The organism is Actinophytocola sp., from assembly GCF_050699915.1.
GTDB lineage: Bacteria > Actinomycetota > Actinomycetes > Mycobacteriales > Pseudonocardiaceae > Actinophytocola.
Genome location: NZ_JBOHGA010000134.1, coordinates 1 through 17,104 on the forward strand (window position 1 = coordinate 1; position 17,104 = coordinate 17,104).

A 17,104-nucleotide genomic window follows, 5' to 3' on the forward strand; every position below is an offset into this window, starting at 1 on the left:
CCGCGCTCGGTTCCGTGCCCGGGATCGGGCGCTGGCTCGCCGCGGTGGGGGTCGCGCTGACGAGCCTCGTCGCCGCCGTCGTCGCGGCGTTCGCCGGCCTCGCCACCCGCAACGTGCCCGCCGCCGTGGCCGGCGGCGTGATCGTCGTGCTGGGCAAGGTGGTCGCGCTCGTCCAGGCCATCGCGGGGCTGGAGCGCGGGCGCGGGCTGACCGACGCCGAGGCGACCCTGCTCACCACCGTCTACGGCGACTCGGTCGACCTGGCCGCGATCCGGCTGGTGCCCGGCCGGGCCGGCGTGTTCGGTGCGAGCGAGCGCCCGTTCACCCTCGGCGCGACCGTCTACCTGAAGCGGGAAGCACTGTCGGACCACGTGCTCGTGCACGAGTGCGCCCACGTGTGGCAGTACCAGCACCTGGGCAGCCGCTACGCCTTCGACGCCGTGTGGGCGCAGTGGCGGGTCAAGCCGGACGCCTACGTGTGGGCCGACGAGCTCGGCCGCGGCCGGCAGCGCTGGCACGAGTTCAACCGCGAGGCACAGGCCAAGTTCGTGGAGGACATCGCCCGGTTCGAGCCGGACTTCTTCACCTCGGACACGGCCCGGTTCGTCCACGGCGACGCCGACCACACCGACCTCGCCCGGGCCGCCGTCGCCCAGATCCGCGCCGGGCGGCTCAGCTGAGGCGCAGGTGCACCATGTCGTCCGCGGCCCGGTAGCCGACCCGCTCGTAGAGGCGCTGCTCGTTCGTCCCGGCCGGCGTGAGGAACACGGTGTGCGCACCACGCTCATGCACGGCACCGGTCAGCCACGCGGTGATCGCCGCGCCCACGCCGCGGCGGCGATACCTCGCCCGCACCCCGATGCCGGCGACCTCGGTCGTGCCGTCGGCGACCGCCTCGGCCGACCCGCCGCCGGCCGCCTCACCGGTCGCGGCTTCCCTGGCGTACACGGAGAAACCGCCGCCGTCGAGCCAGGCGCGGGCACCCGGGACGTCGTGGGGCGAGGAGTCGTCGAACGCCTCGTGCTGGGCGGCGAGCATCCCTGCGAAGTCCACATCGGACTCTGGGACGACCAGTTCGACCCCGGCCGGCGCGGGCGGCGTGACGAGGGCGTCCGGCGGGCACAGCAGCACCGGGATGCGACGCTCCACCTCGTAGCCGGCCTCGCGCAGCGCCGGCTCGGCCCACGGCGCGGTCGCGACGAGGAACTCCAGGCGCGGCACCAGGTCGCGGTCGCGGTACGCGGCGGTCAGCGCGTCCACGTCGGACCGGGTGGGCCGGGCGCCGTCGTCGGGCACGGCGTAGTTGAGGAAGGGGTTGGTGGAGCGCGGCGAGAACGTCGCCAGGAACGGGCCGATCCGTTCGGTGGTTCGGCCGGCCGCCGCGGCGGCGCGCATGTGGGACTGCAGTGCGGACACGAACCGACCCTAACGGCGCGCGCCACCCGGTTTCGGCAGGCGCGCGCCGGTCGGGCCAGAACGGCTATAGCGTGCCGGCGGCCACGATCAGGACGTTGCGCACCTGGTCGATGATGTCGCGCTGGTTCGCCTCGAACACCGGATCGGTCAGCTCGGTCGTGTTGCCCTCGGCGAACTGCAGCACCGGCGTGTGCAGGTGCCCGCCGGGGATGCTCAGGCCGAGCGCGTCGCGCAGCAACGTGGCGCGGTAGGCGATCTCGTTGGACAGGTAGTTGCCACCGCCGCCCTGCCGGGCGACCGAGCCGGGCGTCGGGCCGTCCGGCCGGGTCACCGGCTCGGTCCCTCCGGCGGGGATCTCGACCACCGTGGTGTTGTCGAACACCGGGAAGCGGCCGGTGTTCGCGGCGACGATCTGCTCGTACGGCAACGTGGTCGGCACGAACTCGGGCGCGGGCAGCACGGTCGGCACGCCGTCGGGAATCGGGATCACGCCGGTGCTGGACTCGTTGTCGTTGTCCGGGAAGCCGCCGCGCCAGCGCCCGTTGTAACGCTCGACGTCGAACCGGCCGACGCGGCCCTGGCTGACGGTGGTGAACATGTCGAGCCGGTCCAGCCGCGGCAGGAACGTGCGCTCGACGACCCCCTGCGCGAACGGGCCCCACAGCACGGGGAACATCGCGGTCTCGATCCGCGCGGGGCCGGCCGGGGTCTGGATCGTCGTGCCGTCGAGGGCGAGCGCGGTCGCGCCGGACGGGTTGCTGCGCCGGATGTCCTGGTCCAGCTGGAACGGGTCGAACCCGCTGACGAGGATCCGCTTCGCGCCGCGGCGGTGGTCGATCGAGTCCTGGCCGCGGGAGGCGCGGTCGAGCGTGTCGATCAGCTCGGCGCGCCGCTGCGTGCTCAGCTCGAACGACGGTGTCCACTGCCGCATGGCCTTCGTGAGCTGCAGGCGCGCCCAGTACAGCGGGCGGTCGTCGGTGACCGCGAGGCTGCCGGCGGGCAGCCGGCCCTGCGCCCGGGCGACCGCGGCCGCCCAGAGCGCGCGGCCCTGGACGTGCATGGCGTGCTCGGCGACTCGGGCGTCGGGCAGCCGGCACAGCGCGGGTGTGAAGATCCGCCCGAACTTGTCGAACCCGGTGCGCCGCAGGACTTCCGCGGGCGCCGGCAGGGTGAGGCGCCGCTCCTCGACGGTGAGTGGCGCGGCGGGATCGGCGCAGGTCGGCGGTGCGGCTGGGGCCGCGGTAGTGGACGCCGTGGCAGAAACAGCAGGCACGAGTGCTGCCACCAGTCCGAGCAGGACCACGATCAACAAGCGGGCCAACGGTCTCACGGAAACTCCCTCGCTCGTCGGAACTGGGGGAAAGATACCGACAGAGCGCGCCGAGGGAAGCCGCTAGTTCGCCCAGTGTCCGGGGCGGACCAGGCGGGGCGGGAGCGTGGTGGCGGCGTCCCCGTGGGCGGCGTTCGCCTGGAACTGGGTGAGGTACAGGGTGGTGCCGAGATCGGCGCCGCGCAGGTCCGCACCCCGCAGGTCCGCGCCGATGACGTCCGCCTCGCGCAGGTCGGCCCCGTCGAGGCGGGCACCGATGAGGTAGGCACCACGCAGGTCGGCGCCACGGAGGTCCGCCCGGCGGAGGTCGCGGCCCATGAGGTCCTCACCGCGCAGGTTCCTGCCGCGCTGGGACTTGCCTTCGGTGCGGACCAGCTCGCTCGTGCGGCGCAGCCACCGGTTGACCTCGGCGCGGTGGGTGGCCACGTCCAGGTCCTCGAGCCGCTGCTCGTCGGTGAGGCGCTCGGTTTCCGCGAGCGCCGCGCGGAGCTCGGCGTGGAGCGGGGCGGCGGCCGGGCGGTCGAGTGCGTCGGTGAGGTACCAGAGCAGCTCGTGCAGGTCCCGAAGCACGCCGAACGCGGCGAACATCCGCGCGGCCACGTCCGGGTGCGCGCGCCAGTCGGGGCCGCGCTCCCGCGTCACCCGCTGGCCGGCGCCGAAGCAGTCGTAGGTGGTGCAGCCCGGGAAGCCGCGGCTGCGCAGGTCGGCGTGGATGCCGCAGCGGAAGTCGGCCAGCAGGTTGGGGCAGGGGCGCCCGGCCGGCTTGTCGATGGCGAAGTCCGCCGACCTGGCGAACGTGGGCGCGACGCAGCACAGGGCGGCGCAGCGGGCGCAGTCGGCGCGCAGGTCGGTCACCGGCCCAAGGTAGTCCGGTCGCGGGCGCCCCGCGGTTCGCTAGTGGCGCTGCTGGATCTGGATCAGGTTGCCGCAGGTGTCGTCGAACACCGCGGTGGTCACCGGTCCCATCCGGGTCGGCTCCTGGGTGAACCGCACGCCGAGCGCCACGAGCCGGGCGTGCTCGGCGGCCACGTCGTCCACCGCGAACGCCGTGAGCGGGATGCCATCGCCGACCAGTGCCTCCTTGTACGCCTTGGCGGCGGGATGGCCGGAGGGCTCGAGCAGCAGCTCGGTGCCGTCCGGGGCGTCGGGCGAGACCACCGTCAGCCAGCGGTCCTCGCCGACCGGCACGTCCTCCTTCGGGAGGAAGCCCAGCACGTCGGTGTAGAACCGCAGTGCGCTGGCCTGGTCGTCGACCAGCACGCTAGTCAGGTGGATTCTCATCGGGACTCCTGTGTGATTCGGGCGCGAGCCAACGGTCGGTGAGGTGTGTCAGCGGCCGCGTGTCCAGGTGGTGGAACTTGTAGCGCCCCTCCCGCCGGGTGACGACCAGCCCGGCCGCCGCCAGCACGTCGAGATGCTGGGAGACGGCCTGGCGCGACGAGGTCAGCCGGTGCTTCATGGCCAGCCGTCCGCAGATCTCGAACAGCGTCTGGCCATCGCGCTCGGTCAGCTCGTCGAGGATCATCCGGCGCGTCGGATCCGCCAAGGCCTGGTACACGTCAGCCATGGCGGCGAGTATATGCAAGTAATTACTTGCCTGTCGACCTCACCTCGTCAGAGCCGGGCACACTGGCCCGTCCGGGGGCCGTGCACCGCGTTCGGGGCGCGCAGGTTCTCCGGAGCCGGCGTGTTTCCCTGACACACCAACGGACCGCGAACCGTCACCCCGGCGACCACCGGCGCCCGCGCGGTCCGGTTCGCCGACAACGTCACCGCGCCCCGCACGGAACCGCCGACCAGCGTCACGTCCGCCGTGGTGCCGCGCAGGGTCACCGGGCCGCCGACCGTGCTGTTCAGCAGCTCCACCGCCGACGCGCCGGTCGCGGTCAGCGGGCCGGACACGGTCGAGCCCGTGGCCACCACGGAACCGCCCGCCAGCACCGTCACCGGGCCGCCGACCGTCGCGCCGGACAGGCACGTCACGCCCGAGCGGACGACCAGCGGGCCGGCCACGCGGCCGGTCAGCGTCGTCGTACAGGCGGGTGGCGGCGGGATCAGGGTGACGGCGAACTCCGACGACGAGCCGATGTTGCCGCTCGGGTCGATCGCGCGGTACTCGATCGCGTGGCGGCCGTAGTTCGGCGTCGGGTCCTCCCACGGCACCATGCGCGGCTTGCCCAGCTTCCCGTACACCAGGTCGTCGACGTTCGTGCCGCTCGGCGTGAACCGGAACGGCGCGTCCGGGTCGGTCGGCCAGCCGTAGTAGTTGTACCAACCGTCCCCGTCCGTGCGGAACTCGCGAACCACGTACCCAGGTGTGTCGTCCGCGGCGGTGAGGCTCATCGTGAACGGGCCGTTGTAGATGTGCTCGCCACCGGCCACCAGCAACGGATCCGACAGCTCGTAGGCCGCCGACGGCGGGGACGCGTCGACCGTCCAGGTCAGCGTTTCCGAACCGACCGACGCGGTCAGCGTGTGGCTGCCGGTCAGGCGCAGCGGCGCCAGCGACACCGCGCGGTCGTTGCCGCCCACCGCGAGCGGGTCACCGTCCAGCGACCAGGTGACCTGGTGCACGGAGTCCACCGGATGCGTGGTCTCCGCGTACACCACGTCCCGGCCGCCCACCGGCTGCGCGGTCGGCGTGGACAGCGTGAACTCCGGCGGCGCCGGCTCGGCCGGTGTGGTCAGCGACGTGTCGACCGTCCACGTGCGACTCTGCGTCAGCGCCGCCGACGACCGGACCGCGGGGTCGCGCACGTACGACGTCGGGTCGACGACGGTAACGCCCAGCGTGTGCGTGCCCGCCGAGAGGTCCAGTGTGGACAGGTCCACGCTCCGGGCCCCGTCGACCGGCAGCGCGGCGCCGTCGAGGGTCCAGGTGACGTCGAGCTGGTGGCTCACCGGGTACATCGTCTCGACCCACACCACCCGGTCCGCCCCGATAGGGGCCGCGGCGGGCGTCGAGTCGGTCAGGATGTTGGTCTTCGCCGAGATCCGCTGGGTCATCCGCTCCCGGGATACCTGGTCGAAGTAGTAGCCGAGCGAGCGCATCATCGAGTGTTCGCTCGGCTTCCACACCCCGGCGTCGGAGTACAGCCCGCCCTCGTGCCGGCCGATCACGCCGCCGGACTCGGACGGCTCACCGAGCCAGCGCCACCACTTCGCCCGCTGGGCGAGCAGCTCCTGCTCGGTGAGCAGCGTGTGGTGGATCGAGTCCGGCTCGCCACCGGTGTACGGCTCGCCGCGCACGCCGCGCTGGTAGTAGTCGTACTCGTCGTCCAGCCCGCCGAGCGAGTGGCCGAGCTCGTGCGGGGTGATCAGCGCGGACAGCGCGTTGCCGCCCGACGCCGTCGCGTTCGCGCCGCCCGCTCCCCCGTAGGTGTCACTGTTGCCCAGTGCCAGCAGCTGCCGGTTGGCGCGCGAGGTGCCGGGCACCAGGTCGGCGTAGGTGTTGGCGGCCGTGCCGTCCACGGTGAGCAGCCGCTGCACGCTAGCCGGGTTGCAGCCGCCCCAGAACCCCATGTTCAGCGGGGTGTCCCGGCGCGGCGCGTCCAGCGACGGGTCACAGTCCACACCGGACTCACCGGAGACGATCTCCACCGCGTACACGTTGGTGTAGCTGCGGTAGGACTTGAACGGTTCGAGCGTCCACAGCACGTTGAGGTGCTTGTCCACGTGCGCGCGGAACTCGGCCTGCTCGGCCTCGGTATAGCCGTCGCCGACGATCACCAGGTTGAACCGCTTGGCCGGGTCGCCGGTCACCTGGATCGGCACGACGGTGGCGTCGCCGGGGTCGGCGTGCGCCACGGCCGGCGCGGCGATCGCGACCGCCGCGCCGGTGAGGATGGTCAACGCGGCGGCCGCGAAACGCCTCATCGCGCGAGCACCGCGCAGGTCGCCGTGGCCTTCTTCGACGGGTCGCTCTCCGACGTCGCGGTCAGCTTCACCTTCGCCAGCCGCGCGCCGCTCCCGTCCCGCTTGGCGTACACCGGAACCTGCACGTGACGGCCGAACTCGGCCGTGGCGAGCTCGTTCGGCACCGACACCGCCCAACCGCGACCGTCCACAGTGGCCGATACACGGTAGACGTCGCCGTTCAGGTACTGGCGCACGTCCTCCGGGTGCGCACCGGCCGGAGTCGCGGCGCGGCCGGTGTTCACCAGCGGGAACTTGCAGGTCGCGAGCCCGCTGCGGTTCGGCTTGGTGAGCGTCGGCAGCACCGCCACGCCGCGACGCTGCGGGCCGGGGCCGTCGAGCGAGGAGATCGCCACCGTGTACGACAGCTGGCCGTGCTTGTCACGCTTCACGTCGAGCACGTAGAAGTGCAGCCGGTTGGCCTCGTCCACGTACTCGTACTCGCTGCCGGACCCGGTGCCCGCGTGGAACAACGCGTCGGACAGCTGCCGGTAGTCGCCGATCGTGATCGGCACCTCGGTGCCGTCCGGCAGGACGTAGTCGGTCATCCCGATGTCCTGCGGGTTCGCGTCGATGACCCACTCGAACGGTGCCCGGTCCACGTTCTTCGTCTTAGCCACAAGCACGCCGGCGTCGGGCGTGAACGAGTCCGTGCCCATCCGGTCCACGACCTCGACGGTGTAGTTGTTGTAGCCGCCGCCGTCGCAGAACGGGTTCGTGTTCACGTCGCACGCCGGGCTGAGGTCGCCGGTGTCCATCTGCACATTGACGCCGGACAGCCCCGTCGCGCCGGGCTGGACCACCCGCGCGGTGACCTTCGCGATCACCATGCCGGAGTCGGCGAGCGCCTCCCGGGACAACCGCAGCACGTTCTGTTCGTCGACGATGCCGAGGTCGATCTTGTTGCGCAGCATGTGCTGGGCGCCCATCGAGGCACCGCCGGTGGCGGGGATCATCCACCGGCTGTGCGGGCCTCCCGGCCCGTTGAACGTGCCGCGGGAGAGCATCTCCCAGATGCCGGAGTAGGCCCGGCGGGCCGGCACGCCGTACGGGTTGTTGTAGTTGTCGCCGATGCCGAGGATGTGGCTGAACTCGTGGGCGTACACGGACATGCCCGAGCTCTCCGCCTGGGTCGAGGAGCCGCCGCCGGCGTTCGGCCAGATGGTCGAGGCCGCGGCCCACGACGACCAGTCCACGTACCGGGTGTCCGCCCAGTTCGGCAGGGCCTCGTCCGGCGGGCCGAACGCGTCGGTCACGTCCTCCTTGACCGGGAACTTCATCATCCCGAACTCCTGCCAGGTCGAGGACTCGTCCTGGCCGGCGGAGAGGAAGAACACGAAGTCGAAGCTCGCCGCGACGTCCTCGCCGACGTCGGCCACCCACGCGGCGCGCGCGTCGGTGCGCAGGTCGCGGTCGCAGCTGTCGCCGGCCGGACACGCGCCGTCGCCCTGGAACTCCATGGCGTACTCGTGGTCCTTGCCGGGCATCTCGTACGGCCCGAACCCGGCCAGGTCGACGCCCAACCGGCCGCCGGAGTCCTCCATCCAGTACTCGTGGATGGTGTGCCCGCGGTTGAGCGTGCCCGGCTTGTTCAGGAAGTCCTGGTAGTACTGGGCGACGTTCTCGCGCGGTATGTCGTGCGCCTCGGCCGACGGGTTTCCGAACACCGTCGAGCCCTGCGGCTGGGTCACCACGAACGGCTGGTTCACGTAGTCGGCGAGGACGAGCGCGCCGCGGAACTGGCGGGTCGAGCCCTCGACGGCCGGGTCGGCCCAGTTCGTGTTCGGCGGCTTGCGATAGTCCGCCCAGGTCATGTGATCGGGGTTCTGCCAGTCCTGCGCGTCGATGGGGCCGGGGAAGCCGGCCTGTGCGACGCGCGCGGCCTCGGCGGGCTGCGGTGCGGCCGTCGACTGCTGCCACGGCTGCTGCTGGGGCCAGTGGTCGAACTGCCAGGGTTGCTCGGGGGCGGCGGGGGACGCGGAGGACGCGGAGGCGGGTGCGGGGCTGCCGGCCAGACCGGCGACGAGCGCCGCTGCCGATAACAGCGCCACCACCGGCAGGGTGTGGCGAGTCACGATCAGGACGCTAGCCCCGCCGTTGACCCAAATCATCGCCCGAGTGGACGATCTCCGCTCGTGACCGTGGGTTTCGAAGTTGAGTAGTCGTACGGATTCGACCACTCAGCGCGGTCGCGACACTCGGGGACATGGCTGACCCGCTTCCCCGCCTGGCCGAAGAACTGCGCGACGTGGCCGCCCGTGTCGACGCGATCGGCGTCGAGCTCCGCACGCTCGAGCTGACGACCGCACCCGCCGCGGCGGCGACCACCCCACCCGGCGCCGCGGCGACCGCGACGCACCAAGCGCCACCGGCCGGCGAACCGCACACCAGCGGCACCCGGCCCGTCGGAGCCACGCCTCCGGCCAGCGCCGATCCGCATGTCGGTGGGACCCGGCCCGTTGGAGCCGTGCCGCCCGGCGCCGCGGCGACCACACCGCACCAGGTCCCCCCAGCCGGCGAACCACACGCCGGTTGGGCCCGGCACGTCGGGACCATGCCGCCGCCCGAGGCCGGGATGCCGCATCGGCCCGGTCAGGCGCCCATCCCGACCTGGCCGCAGTTGCCCCCACCCCAACCACCCCGCCCGGCGCCGAGCCTGTGGGATCGCGCCACCGGCGACGGCGCCGGCAGCCGGCTGCTCGCCTGGGCCGGTGGCGTGGTCACGCTCGCCGGCGTCGTGCTGCTGCTCGTCCTCGCCGTGCAGCGGGGCTACCTCGGACCGCTGCCCCGGGTCCTGCTCGGCGCCGCGCTGGGGCTCGGGCTCGTCGGGATCGGGCTGCGGCTGCACCCCAACCCGCACGCGCGCACCGGTGCGTTCGCACTGGCGGCCACCGGTTTCGCCGTGCTGTACCTGGACGTCGTCGCCGCCACCGCGCTCCTCGGGTTCCTCCCGCCGGCCGCCGGGCTCGCCGCGGGGCTCGCGGTCGCCGGGCTCGGGCTGTTGCTCGCCGTGCGCTGGAACGCCCAGGCGTTCGGCGTGTTCGTCGTCGTGTGCTGTGCCGTCGCGGCGCCCTTCCTGACCGACGGGCTCGTGCCGCTGCTGATCGGGTTCCTGCTGGTACTGGAGATCTGCGCGACGCCCGCACAGCTCGCGCGGCGCTGGGGCGGCCTGTCCCTCGCCGCCGCCATTCCGCCGGTGCTGGCCTCGCTCGCGACCAGCGCGCTCGCGGCCGTCTCCGGCGAGTTCGCCGACATCCCCCTCGTCGCCTACCTCGGCCTGGTCACCAGCGCCGCACAGGTCGCCGTCGCGACCATCACGTCGCTGCGCCGGCCCGACGACCGGCTGCCGGTCGGCCTGGTGCTGCTCGCCCCGCTGCCGGCGATGCTCGCCGCCATCCTGCTGCCGCAGGCCGGCGCGATCGCCCTGCCCGGCACGATCGGCGCGCTGCTCGTCCTCGTCTGGGCGCTCGGCCGGCTCACCGGCCTGGCACTCGCCACGCGATTCACCACGGCCGCGGGCGCGGCGGCGTCCGTCGCCCTCCTGCAGACGACGGTCTTCGCGTTCGACGGCTCCGCGCTGGCGATCGTGCTGCTCGCCGAGGCGCTGCTGCTCGCCCTCGTGGCGCCGGCGCTGCGCTTCCCGGCGGCGCTCGCGGCCGCGTGCCTGTTCGGGTTCGTCGGCCTGGCGGCGGCCTCCGCGACCGCACTGCCGGGCACGCTCATCGGCACGCCGCCCGACGACCGGCTGCCGCTCGCGACGGTGGTGACCGCCGGGCTGACCGGTCTCCTGCTCGCCGCCGCGGCGCTCACCACGTGCCGGGTCGCCGGTCGCCTCGGCGTCCTGTCCGGCGACGGCGCCGTGGCCGGCTGGCTGCTCGGCGGGCTGGTCGCGCTGTACGGCCAGACCGGCACCGTGCTGTCGGTGGGCCTGCTGGTCTCCCCCGACCGCACCGGGTTCCTGCTCGGCCACGTGCTCGTGACGGTGTCCTGGACGATCGGCGCGCTGATCCTGCTGCTGCGCGGCATCGACTCGGCGCCGGCGCGGGCCGCCGGGCTGTCGTTGGTGGCCGCGGCACTGGTCAAGCTGGTGCTGTTCGACCTGTCCGCACTGGACGGTCTGGCGCGGGTCGCCGCCTTCCTGGTCGCCGGCCTGGTCCTGCTCGCGGCCGGGGCCCGCTACGCGCGGCTCGTGTCCGCACGCGCGGGCCGGACCGCTACGGGAGGGAGTTGAGGAACGGCCGGTGGCTGTTCTGGAACTCCCAGCCGTAGAAGCGGTCCCAGTTGATCGACCATGTCATCAGCCCGCGGATGGCCGGTGACGCTCCGCCCCGCAGCGTGTAGCCGCCGCAGTTCTGGTTGCGCGCCAAGCAGTTCAGCGCGTCGTGCACCGGGCCGGGCGGGGTGTGGCCGTTGCCGGCGCTGACCGCGGCGGGCAGGCCGAACGCGATCTGGTCCTCCCGCAGGCCGGGGAACGTGTGGCCGGTGTTGGCCACCGGGAAGCCGGCCTTGACCATGTCGGTCATCGCGATGTGGAAGTCCGCGCCGCCCATGTTGTGGTACTGGTTGTCGAGCCCCATCACCGGGCCCGAGTTGTAGTCCTGCACATGGAGCACGGTCAGCGCGTCGCGTAGCGCGTGGATCACCGGCAGGTACGAGCCCGTCCGGTTGTCGCCCGCGCCGGTGCCGCCGTAGAACTGGTAGCCGACCTGGACGAAGAACGTCTCCGGCGCCATCGTCAGCACGAAGTCGTCGCCGTAGCGGGACTTCAGCGACCGCAGCGCGCTGATGAGGTTCACGATCACCGGCGTGGTCGGGTTTCGGAAGTCCGTGTCACCCTGGTTCAGGTACAGCGAGTGGCCCTCGAAGTCGATGTCCAGCCCGTCCAGCCCGTACCGGTCGATGATCGCCGACACCGAGCCGACGAACGCGTCCCGGGCCGCCGCGGTGGTGAGCTGCACCTGCCCGTTCGCGCCGCCGATGGAGATCAGCACCTTCTTGCCCTGCGCCTGCTTGGCCCGGATCGCCGCCGTGAAGTCCGCCTCGGACTCGACGTTCGGGCACTCCGCCGCCGGGCACAGGGTGAACCGGATGTCCCCGGAGGTCACCGAGGTCGGCTCGCCGAACGCCAGGTTGATCACGTCCCACGCGTCGGGCACGTCGGCCATCCGCACGTACCCGGACCCGTTGGCGAAGCTCGAGTGCAGGTAGCCGATCAGCGCGTGCCGTGGCAGGTCCGCGGCCTGGCAGCCGGCCGTCGTCGCGGACACCGCCGAGCTGCGGGCCGACTCGCCGACGTCGTTGACCGCGGCCACCGTGTACGAGTGGGTCGAGCAGGCGGCGAGCCCGGAGAAGGTGACCGTCGAATGAGGACACTGGTGGTGGTCTCCGCGGGCCTGACCGAGCCGTCGTCCACCCGGCTGCTCGCCGACCGCCTCGCCGCGGCGGTCGGCGGCCAGGTGGAGGTCGACGTGCGGGTGGTGGACCTGCGCGGCCTGGCGACCGACATCGCGAACAACCTCGTGACGGGCTTCGCCTCGCCGAGGCTCGCCGCCGAGCTGTCGGCGGTCGCCGCGGCGGACGGGCTGATCGCCGCCACGCCGATCTTCACCGCGTCGTACTCGGGGCTGTTCAAGTCGTTCTTCGACGTGCTCGACCACGACGCGCTGGTGGGCAAGCCGGTCCTGATCGCCGCGACCGGCGGCACGGCCCGGCACTCGCTCGCGCTGGAGCACGCGCTGCGCCCGATGTTCACCTACCTGCGCGCGGTGGTCGTGCCTACCGCCGTCTACGCGGCGTCGGAGGACTGGGCCTCCGGTGGCGACCTCAAGGGCGACGACGACCTGGCGCACCGCATCGCGCGGGCGGCCGGCGAGCTGGCGGAGCTCATGTCCGGCCGGCCGCCGGCCACCCCGCCTGCGCAGGAGGCCGTCATCCCGTTCGAGCAACAGCTCGCCGCACTGCGCCTGCCGTCCCGCGACGAGTAGGGCGCTCAGAACTGCCAGCCGACGAGGTTCCACTGCCACAGGAACCAGCCGAGGGCGACCATGCCGGCGAGTAGCAGAACCTGGTGCACCCGGGCGACGACGCCGGCGCCCGACCCGCGCCAGCCCCGCACCGTGCACGCGATGGCGGCGAGCGCCGCGGCGAGCACGACGATCGGCACCGCGAGCAGCAGGCGGAAGCTCAGCGGGACGCCGTAGAGGAACTCCCCGCTGCCCTCGACCAGGGTCAGCATCAGCAACGCGAGGAACACGACGCCCAGCCCAGCGGCGCCGGCGGCCAGTCCGCGGGCCAGGCGCCAGGTGCCGGTCGTGCGGGCCGGCCGGTGTCGCAGCCGGCGCACGAGCCACGCGACGGGCAGGGCCAGGGCCGAGAGCGCGGGCACCGCGAAGACCAGCAGCACGACCAGGTTGACCGGCAGCGTCTCCGCCTGGGGCATCAGCTGGTAGGTCGAGCCGTCGGTGGCCGCGTAGTGCCGCCCGTCCGCGCCGTCGACGAAGACCAGCCGGTCGGTGCCGTCGGCCAGCTCGTACATCCCGTCCGGCCGCGGGAGCCACTCCTTGCTCTTGAAGTGCACGACGCCGGCACCGTCCACGGACAGGCGCGCCGGGCCGAGCAGCGTGGTCAGCTTCTCGACGGTCGACTCGTTGTGCCGGGTCGGCTTGTAGAACCCGGCCCGCGGCTCGGTTGTGTCCGATGTGGACTGTGCGGCGGGCTCGGTCTCGTCCGGCGCCGGGGTGAACTCGTCGAAGAACGCCGGCATCAGCTCGCCGGCGGCGTCGATCCCGCCGGTGCCGTTGAGCGACACGAACAGGCCGAGGTCGCAGTCGGGCACCAGGACCAGCGCGCTCTGGAAGCCTTCCCAGCTGCCGTCGTGCATCAGGACCCGGTGGCCGTTGAACGTGCGGTCCATGAAGCCGTGCGCGTAGCCGCCAAGGCGCGGGTCGGCGGCGAAGGAGCGCTCGTGCATGAGCGCGGCGGTCTCCGCGCCGAGGATGGATCGCCCGGACTGAAGATGAGCCCGCATGAACCTGGCCATGTCGTCGGCGGTGGCGCTGATCGACCCGTCCGGCGCGAGCGTGTCGAACGTGAACGGGTAGGGCCGCGGCGGGTTCTCGTCGGAGTCGTAGCCGCGGGCGAGGTCCGCGGCCAGGTCCTCCGGCACCGGCTGCTCGGCCGTGCTGTGGTCCATGCCGAGCGGCGCCAGCAGATGCCGACGCACGTAGTCCGGATAGGACTCGCCGCTCACCCGCTCGACGACGTGGCCGGCGAGCGCGGCACCGTAGTTGGAGTAGGCGGAGATCTCGCCGGGCGGCCGGATCCGCGCCGGCATGTCCTCGGCCAGGATCTCGCCCAGCGCCGGCATGTCCTCGGCCGTGCGGGCCGCGGTGCCGACGACCCGCTCCTCGAACCCGGCGGTGTGGTCCAGCAGGTGCCGCAGCGTGATCGGTTGCGGGAACGTGGCCGGGAGCTGGAAGTCCGTCAGGTACCGGTTCACGTCGGTGTCCAGGTCGAGCCGCCCCGCCTCGACCTGCTGCAACACCGCCGTCCAGGTGAAGAGCTTCGTGATCGACGCGATCCGCACCAGCGAACGGGCCGGGTCGAACTCGGTGCCGCGCTCGGTGTCGGCCCGACCGTAGCCCTTGGCGAACACGGTGTCGCCGCCGGACACGACCGACACCACCGCGCCCGGCACGCGGTGCTCGTCGAGACCGTCCGGCAGGGCGCCGTCGAAGAAGTCGCGCAGCGCGGCCGGATTCGCCGGGGCGCAGTCCGGTCCGGTCGCCGCCGTGCTCGTGCCGGGCGCGGCCGCGAGTACCGCGGTGCAGCCGGCCAGCACCGTCAAAGCCAACCTGCCGACCCGTCGAAACGCACGCATGATCACTCCTCCTGTGGACGCCTGTGCGGGCAGCTCACTGTGGCGGCGGGCGGGCGGCCGGCACATCGCCGCGCGGTCGGTCGCCGACCTCGACCAAAGTCGGAGTCGGGCGGACCGGACGCGCGACGAAAGTGCGTCGGCACAGGGGTTCGACGCGCCTAGGCTTCGTCGCGTGGAGACGCTGCTGCGCCGGGTGAGCCGGCTGCCGAGGGACCGGCGCGTCGTGGACGCGGTCCTCGTCGTGGCGTGCCTGGCGCTCACCGCGCTCGCGGTGAAGACGCCGTGGGCGACGCTGCCGCGTCCGGTCATCGCCGTCGCCGGTGTGCTGGGCAGCCTCGCGCTGTGGCCCCGGCGCCGCCTGCCCCACCTCGCCGCGATCGCGGGCGCGGTCGCCTACGCGCTGTCGGGCAACCCGGGACCCGCGCTGGTCGGTCTGTACTCGGCGGCCGCGTTCGGTTCCCGCCGGATGATCTGGCTCCCCGCGCTGGCCGGCTGGGCCGGGTTCGTCGCGTGGTCGTGGCTCGACGCCGGCACGCTGACCGTCGCCGACATCGGCTACGCCGGGGTGGGCGCCGGGCTCGCGGTCGCGGTCGGCGCGTACGCCGCGACCCGCGCCGCGCTGGTGGCCTCGCTGCGCGAGCAGGCCCGGCACGCCGAGGCGGAACGCCGGCTGCGCGAGGAGCAGGCGCGCGCCGCCGAGCGCACCCGGATCGCCCGGGAGATGCACGACGTGCTGGCGCACAAGGTCTCGCTCATCGCGCTGTACGCCGGCGCGCTCGAGCTGCACGCGGGCGGCAACAGCCGGCTCGAACAGGGCACCACGCTGATCCGGGTGACGGCTCGGGAGGCGCTGCTGGAGCTGCGTAGTGTGCTCGGCATGCTTCGTGCCGAGGCCGCGGAGGAGCTGCCGCACAACGCCGCCGCCGAGCCGTTCGCGGACCTGGCGTCGCTGGTCGAGGCGTCGGCACGGGCCGGCCAACCGGTCGACCTGCACGACGACGCGGGTTCGCTGCCGCCGGCCACCGCGCGCGTGGTGTACCGGGTCGTGCAGGAGGGTCTGACCAACGCGCACAAGCACGCGTCCGGCGCGGCGACGACTGTGTCGCTCGCCCGCGACGACGCGAGTGTGACCGTCGCGGTCGTCAACGACGCGGGCGCCGCGGCGCTGGACCTGCCCGGCTCCGGCGCCGGCCTCGTCGGGCTGGCCGAGCGCGTCCGGCTCGTCGGCGGCTCCCTGCGCAGCGGCCCGACCGCGGCCGGCGGCTGGGAGCTGCGCGCGACCGTGCCGTGGCTCGACCAGCGCGTCGACCTTCGCCTCGACGAGCGGGACGGGGCGCGGTGATCTCGGTCCTGCTGGTCGACGACGAGGCACTGGTGCGCACCGGCCTGCGCATGATCCTCGAGACGGCAGACGACCTCGCCGTGGTCGGAGAGGCCGGCGACGGCCGGGCTGCCGTGGCTGCGGTGTCCCGGCACCGCCCCGACGTCGTGCTGATGGACATCCGCATGCCCCACCTCGACGGCCTGGCCGCCACCGCGACCATCCGCTCCGCCGCGCACCCGCCGGCGGTGATCGTCCTGACCACCTTCGACAGCGACGACGAGGTGTTCCAGGCACTGGAGGCCGGTGCCGTCGGCTTCCTGCTCAAGGACACACCCCCGCCGGACCTGCTGCGCGCCATCCGGGTGGCCGCCGCCGGCGACGCGATGCTCTCCCCCGGGGTGACGCGGCAGGTCATCCACCGCGTCACCGCCGAGGACCAGACCCGGCGCCGCCGCGACGCGTTGCGCCGCCTGGAGGTCCTCACGAGCCGGGAACGCCAGGTCCTGATCGAGATCGGCCTGGGCCGGGCCAACGCCGAGATCGCCAAGCTGCTGCACCTCAGCGAGGCGACGGTGAAGAGCCACGTCACCCACCTGTTCGACAAGCTCGCCGCGACCAACCGAGTCCAGCTGGCCATCGCCGCCTTCCGCGCCGGCATCGTGGACTAGCAGGCGTGCCAGGGGGTAATCGATTACCTCGTGTTGACCTCCTGTGCCAGTTGCTCGGCCAGGGCCGTGTCGTTCGCGATCGCGCTGAAGCCCAGGCGCCAGCGGCCGGCCGGGTAGCTGCCGGCCGGCCACGAGCGGCCGCCCGGTGCCCACAGCGACTGCACCGCGACGAGCCCGTGCCGGCGCTGGAACCAGTGGTTGTCGGTCGCCCACGAGGAGCCCGTCGCGTAGCCGGCGGCGAGCGTGCGGCCCGGCGAGCTCGCCAGCAGCCAGCGCGGGAAGCCGGCCACGTCGCCGTCTCGGTCGAGGCCGGCCGGGTCGCCGACCGTGGCCAGAGCGGTGTCCAGGCTCAGCCCCGCCTCCCAGACGCCGGCCGTGGTCGGGCCGCTCACCTGCCACGTCAGCGCACTGTCCACACGGGACCCATCGGCCGCGAGCGTCCAGTCGGCGGTCACCGGCTCGTCGCCCATCGGGATGCCGGTCAGCGTCACGCTGGTCCCGGCCACCCGCACGCCGGCGGCCGGGCCCGCGACGTCGGTCGCGCCCCAGCCGCCGACCGCGAGGTACGGGCC

The 17,104-nt window shown here is 73.3% G+C and carries 15 protein-coding genes; 5 read left to right on the forward strand and 10 right to left on the reverse strand.

Annotated features, from left to right (window positions below):
* The coding region (locus ACRDSK_RS21740) for a hypothetical protein (RefSeq protein WP_431443064.1) at positions 1-680 on the forward strand (680 nt) is incomplete at its 5' end.
* On the opposite strand, the gene ACRDSK_RS21745 is transcribed toward ACRDSK_RS21740, so the two are convergent.
* The 7 genes from ACRDSK_RS21745 to ACRDSK_RS21775 all read right to left on the reverse strand — a co-directional run bounded on the left by ACRDSK_RS21745 (position 673) and on the right by ACRDSK_RS21775 (position 8,475).
* The gene (locus tag ACRDSK_RS21745; protein WP_431443065.1) at positions 673-1,416 is read right to left on the reverse strand and encodes a GNAT family N-acetyltransferase; all 744 of its coding nucleotides are present in this window, start codon (positions 1,414-1,416) and stop codon (positions 673-675) included. The genes ACRDSK_RS21740 and ACRDSK_RS21745 overlap by 8 nt on opposite strands.
* 64 nt (positions 1,417-1,480) lie before the next feature.
* Complete coding sequence (locus tag ACRDSK_RS21750; protein WP_431443066.1) at positions 1,481-2,746, reverse strand: pyroglutamyl peptidase; 1,266 nt, start codon at positions 2,744-2,746, stop codon at positions 1,481-1,483.
* A 63-nt stretch (positions 2,747-2,809) separates the two neighbouring features.
* Complete coding sequence (locus ACRDSK_RS21755; protein ID WP_431443067.1) at positions 2,810-3,601, reverse strand: pentapeptide repeat-containing protein; 792 nt, start codon at positions 3,599-3,601, stop codon at positions 2,810-2,812.
* A 39-nt stretch (positions 3,602-3,640) separates the two neighbouring features.
* On the reverse strand, positions 3,641-4,027 hold the full coding sequence (locus ACRDSK_RS21760) for a VOC family protein (protein ID WP_431443068.1): 387 nt from the start codon (positions 4,025-4,027) through the stop codon (positions 3,641-3,643).
* Positions 4,008-4,313 (reverse strand): ArsR/SmtB family transcription factor, encoded by a 306-nt coding sequence (locus ACRDSK_RS21765; RefSeq protein ID WP_431443069.1) that lies wholly within the window; start codon positions 4,311-4,313, stop codon positions 4,008-4,010. The genes ACRDSK_RS21760 and ACRDSK_RS21765 overlap by 20 nt, the downstream gene beginning before the upstream one ends.
* Positions 4,314-4,360: 47 nt before the next feature.
* On the reverse strand, positions 4,361-6,622 hold the full coding sequence (locus ACRDSK_RS21770) for a M64 family metallopeptidase (protein ID WP_431443070.1): 2,262 nt from the start codon (positions 6,620-6,622) through the stop codon (positions 4,361-4,363).
* Positions 6,619-8,475: a M6 family metalloprotease domain-containing protein gene (locus ACRDSK_RS21775; protein ID WP_431443078.1), complete on the reverse strand. Its 1,857-nt coding sequence runs from the start codon at positions 8,473-8,475 to the stop codon at positions 6,619-6,621. The genes ACRDSK_RS21770 and ACRDSK_RS21775 overlap by 4 nt, the downstream gene beginning before the upstream one ends.
* A gap of 392 nt (positions 8,476-8,867) precedes the next feature.
* Here ACRDSK_RS21775 and ACRDSK_RS21780 point away from each other — a divergent pair, with 392 nt between their 5' ends.
* On the forward strand, positions 8,868-10,892 hold the full coding sequence (locus tag ACRDSK_RS21780; protein WP_431443071.1) for a DUF2339 domain-containing protein: 2,025 nt from the start codon (positions 8,868-8,870) through the stop codon (positions 10,890-10,892).
* On the opposite strand, the gene ACRDSK_RS21785 is transcribed toward ACRDSK_RS21780, so the two are convergent.
* Positions 10,876-11,973, reverse strand: a complete 1,098-nt coding sequence (locus ACRDSK_RS21785) for a chitinase (protein WP_431443072.1) — start codon at positions 11,971-11,973, stop codon at positions 10,876-10,878. The two genes, ACRDSK_RS21780 and ACRDSK_RS21785, sit on opposite strands and share 17 nt — an antisense overlap.
* 51 nt (positions 11,974-12,024) lie before the next feature.
* Between ACRDSK_RS21785 and ACRDSK_RS21790 the strand changes: the two genes are divergently transcribed.
* Positions 12,025-12,645 (forward strand): FMN reductase, encoded by a 621-nt coding sequence (locus ACRDSK_RS21790; RefSeq protein ID WP_431443073.1) that lies wholly within the window; start codon positions 12,025-12,027, stop codon positions 12,643-12,645.
* A 5-nt stretch (positions 12,646-12,650) separates the two neighbouring features.
* Here the strand turns inward: ACRDSK_RS21790 and ACRDSK_RS21795 are convergent, their stop codons facing one another.
* On the reverse strand, positions 12,651-14,540 hold the full coding sequence (locus tag ACRDSK_RS21795; protein ID WP_431443074.1) for a serine hydrolase domain-containing protein: 1,890 nt from the start codon (positions 14,538-14,540) through the stop codon (positions 12,651-12,653).
* Between the two features lie 172 nt (positions 14,541-14,712).
* On the opposite strand from ACRDSK_RS21795, the gene ACRDSK_RS21800 reads away from it, so the two are divergent.
* Entirely contained in the window at positions 14,713-15,882 is a 1,170-nt protein-coding gene (locus ACRDSK_RS21800) for a sensor histidine kinase (protein WP_431443075.1), read from the forward strand.
* Complete coding sequence (locus ACRDSK_RS21805) at positions 15,879-16,532, forward strand: response regulator (RefSeq protein WP_431443076.1); 654 nt, start codon at positions 15,879-15,881, stop codon at positions 16,530-16,532. Before ACRDSK_RS21800 ends, ACRDSK_RS21805 begins: the two co-directional genes overlap by 4 nt.
* A 23-nt stretch (positions 16,533-16,555) precedes the next feature.
* Here ACRDSK_RS21805 and ACRDSK_RS21810 read toward each other — a convergent pair.
* A partial coding sequence (locus tag ACRDSK_RS21810) for a hypothetical protein (RefSeq protein ID WP_431443077.1) occupies positions 16,556-17,104 on the reverse strand: 549 nt, incomplete at its 5' end.

Excerpts from the sequence above, each read along its gene's own strand:
- ACRDSK_RS21760 (WP_431443068.1), bottom strand. The coding sequence starts at position 4,027 with ATGAGAATCCACCTGACTAGCGTGCTGGTCGACGACCAGGCCAGCGCA.
- ACRDSK_RS21765 (WP_431443069.1), bottom strand. The coding sequence starts at position 4,313 with ATGGCTGACGTGTACCAGGCCTTGGCGGATCCGACGCGCCGGATGATC.
- ACRDSK_RS21770 (WP_431443070.1), bottom strand. The coding sequence starts at position 6,622 with ATGAGGCGTTTCGCGGCCGCCGCGTTGACCATCCTCACCGGCGCGGCG.
- ACRDSK_RS21775 (WP_431443078.1), bottom strand. The coding sequence starts at position 8,475 with ATGACCTGGGCGGACTATCGCAAGCCGCCGAACACGAACTGGGCCGAC.
- ACRDSK_RS21780 (WP_431443071.1), top strand. The coding sequence starts at position 8,868 with ATGGCTGACCCGCTTCCCCGCCTGGCCGAAGAACTGCGCGACGTGGCC.
- ACRDSK_RS21790 (WP_431443073.1), top strand. The coding sequence starts at position 12,025 with ATGAGGACACTGGTGGTGGTCTCCGCGGGCCTGACCGAGCCGTCGTCC.
- ACRDSK_RS21795 (WP_431443074.1), bottom strand. The coding sequence starts at position 14,540 with ATGCGTGCGTTTCGACGGGTCGGCAGGTTGGCTTTGACGGTGCTGGCC.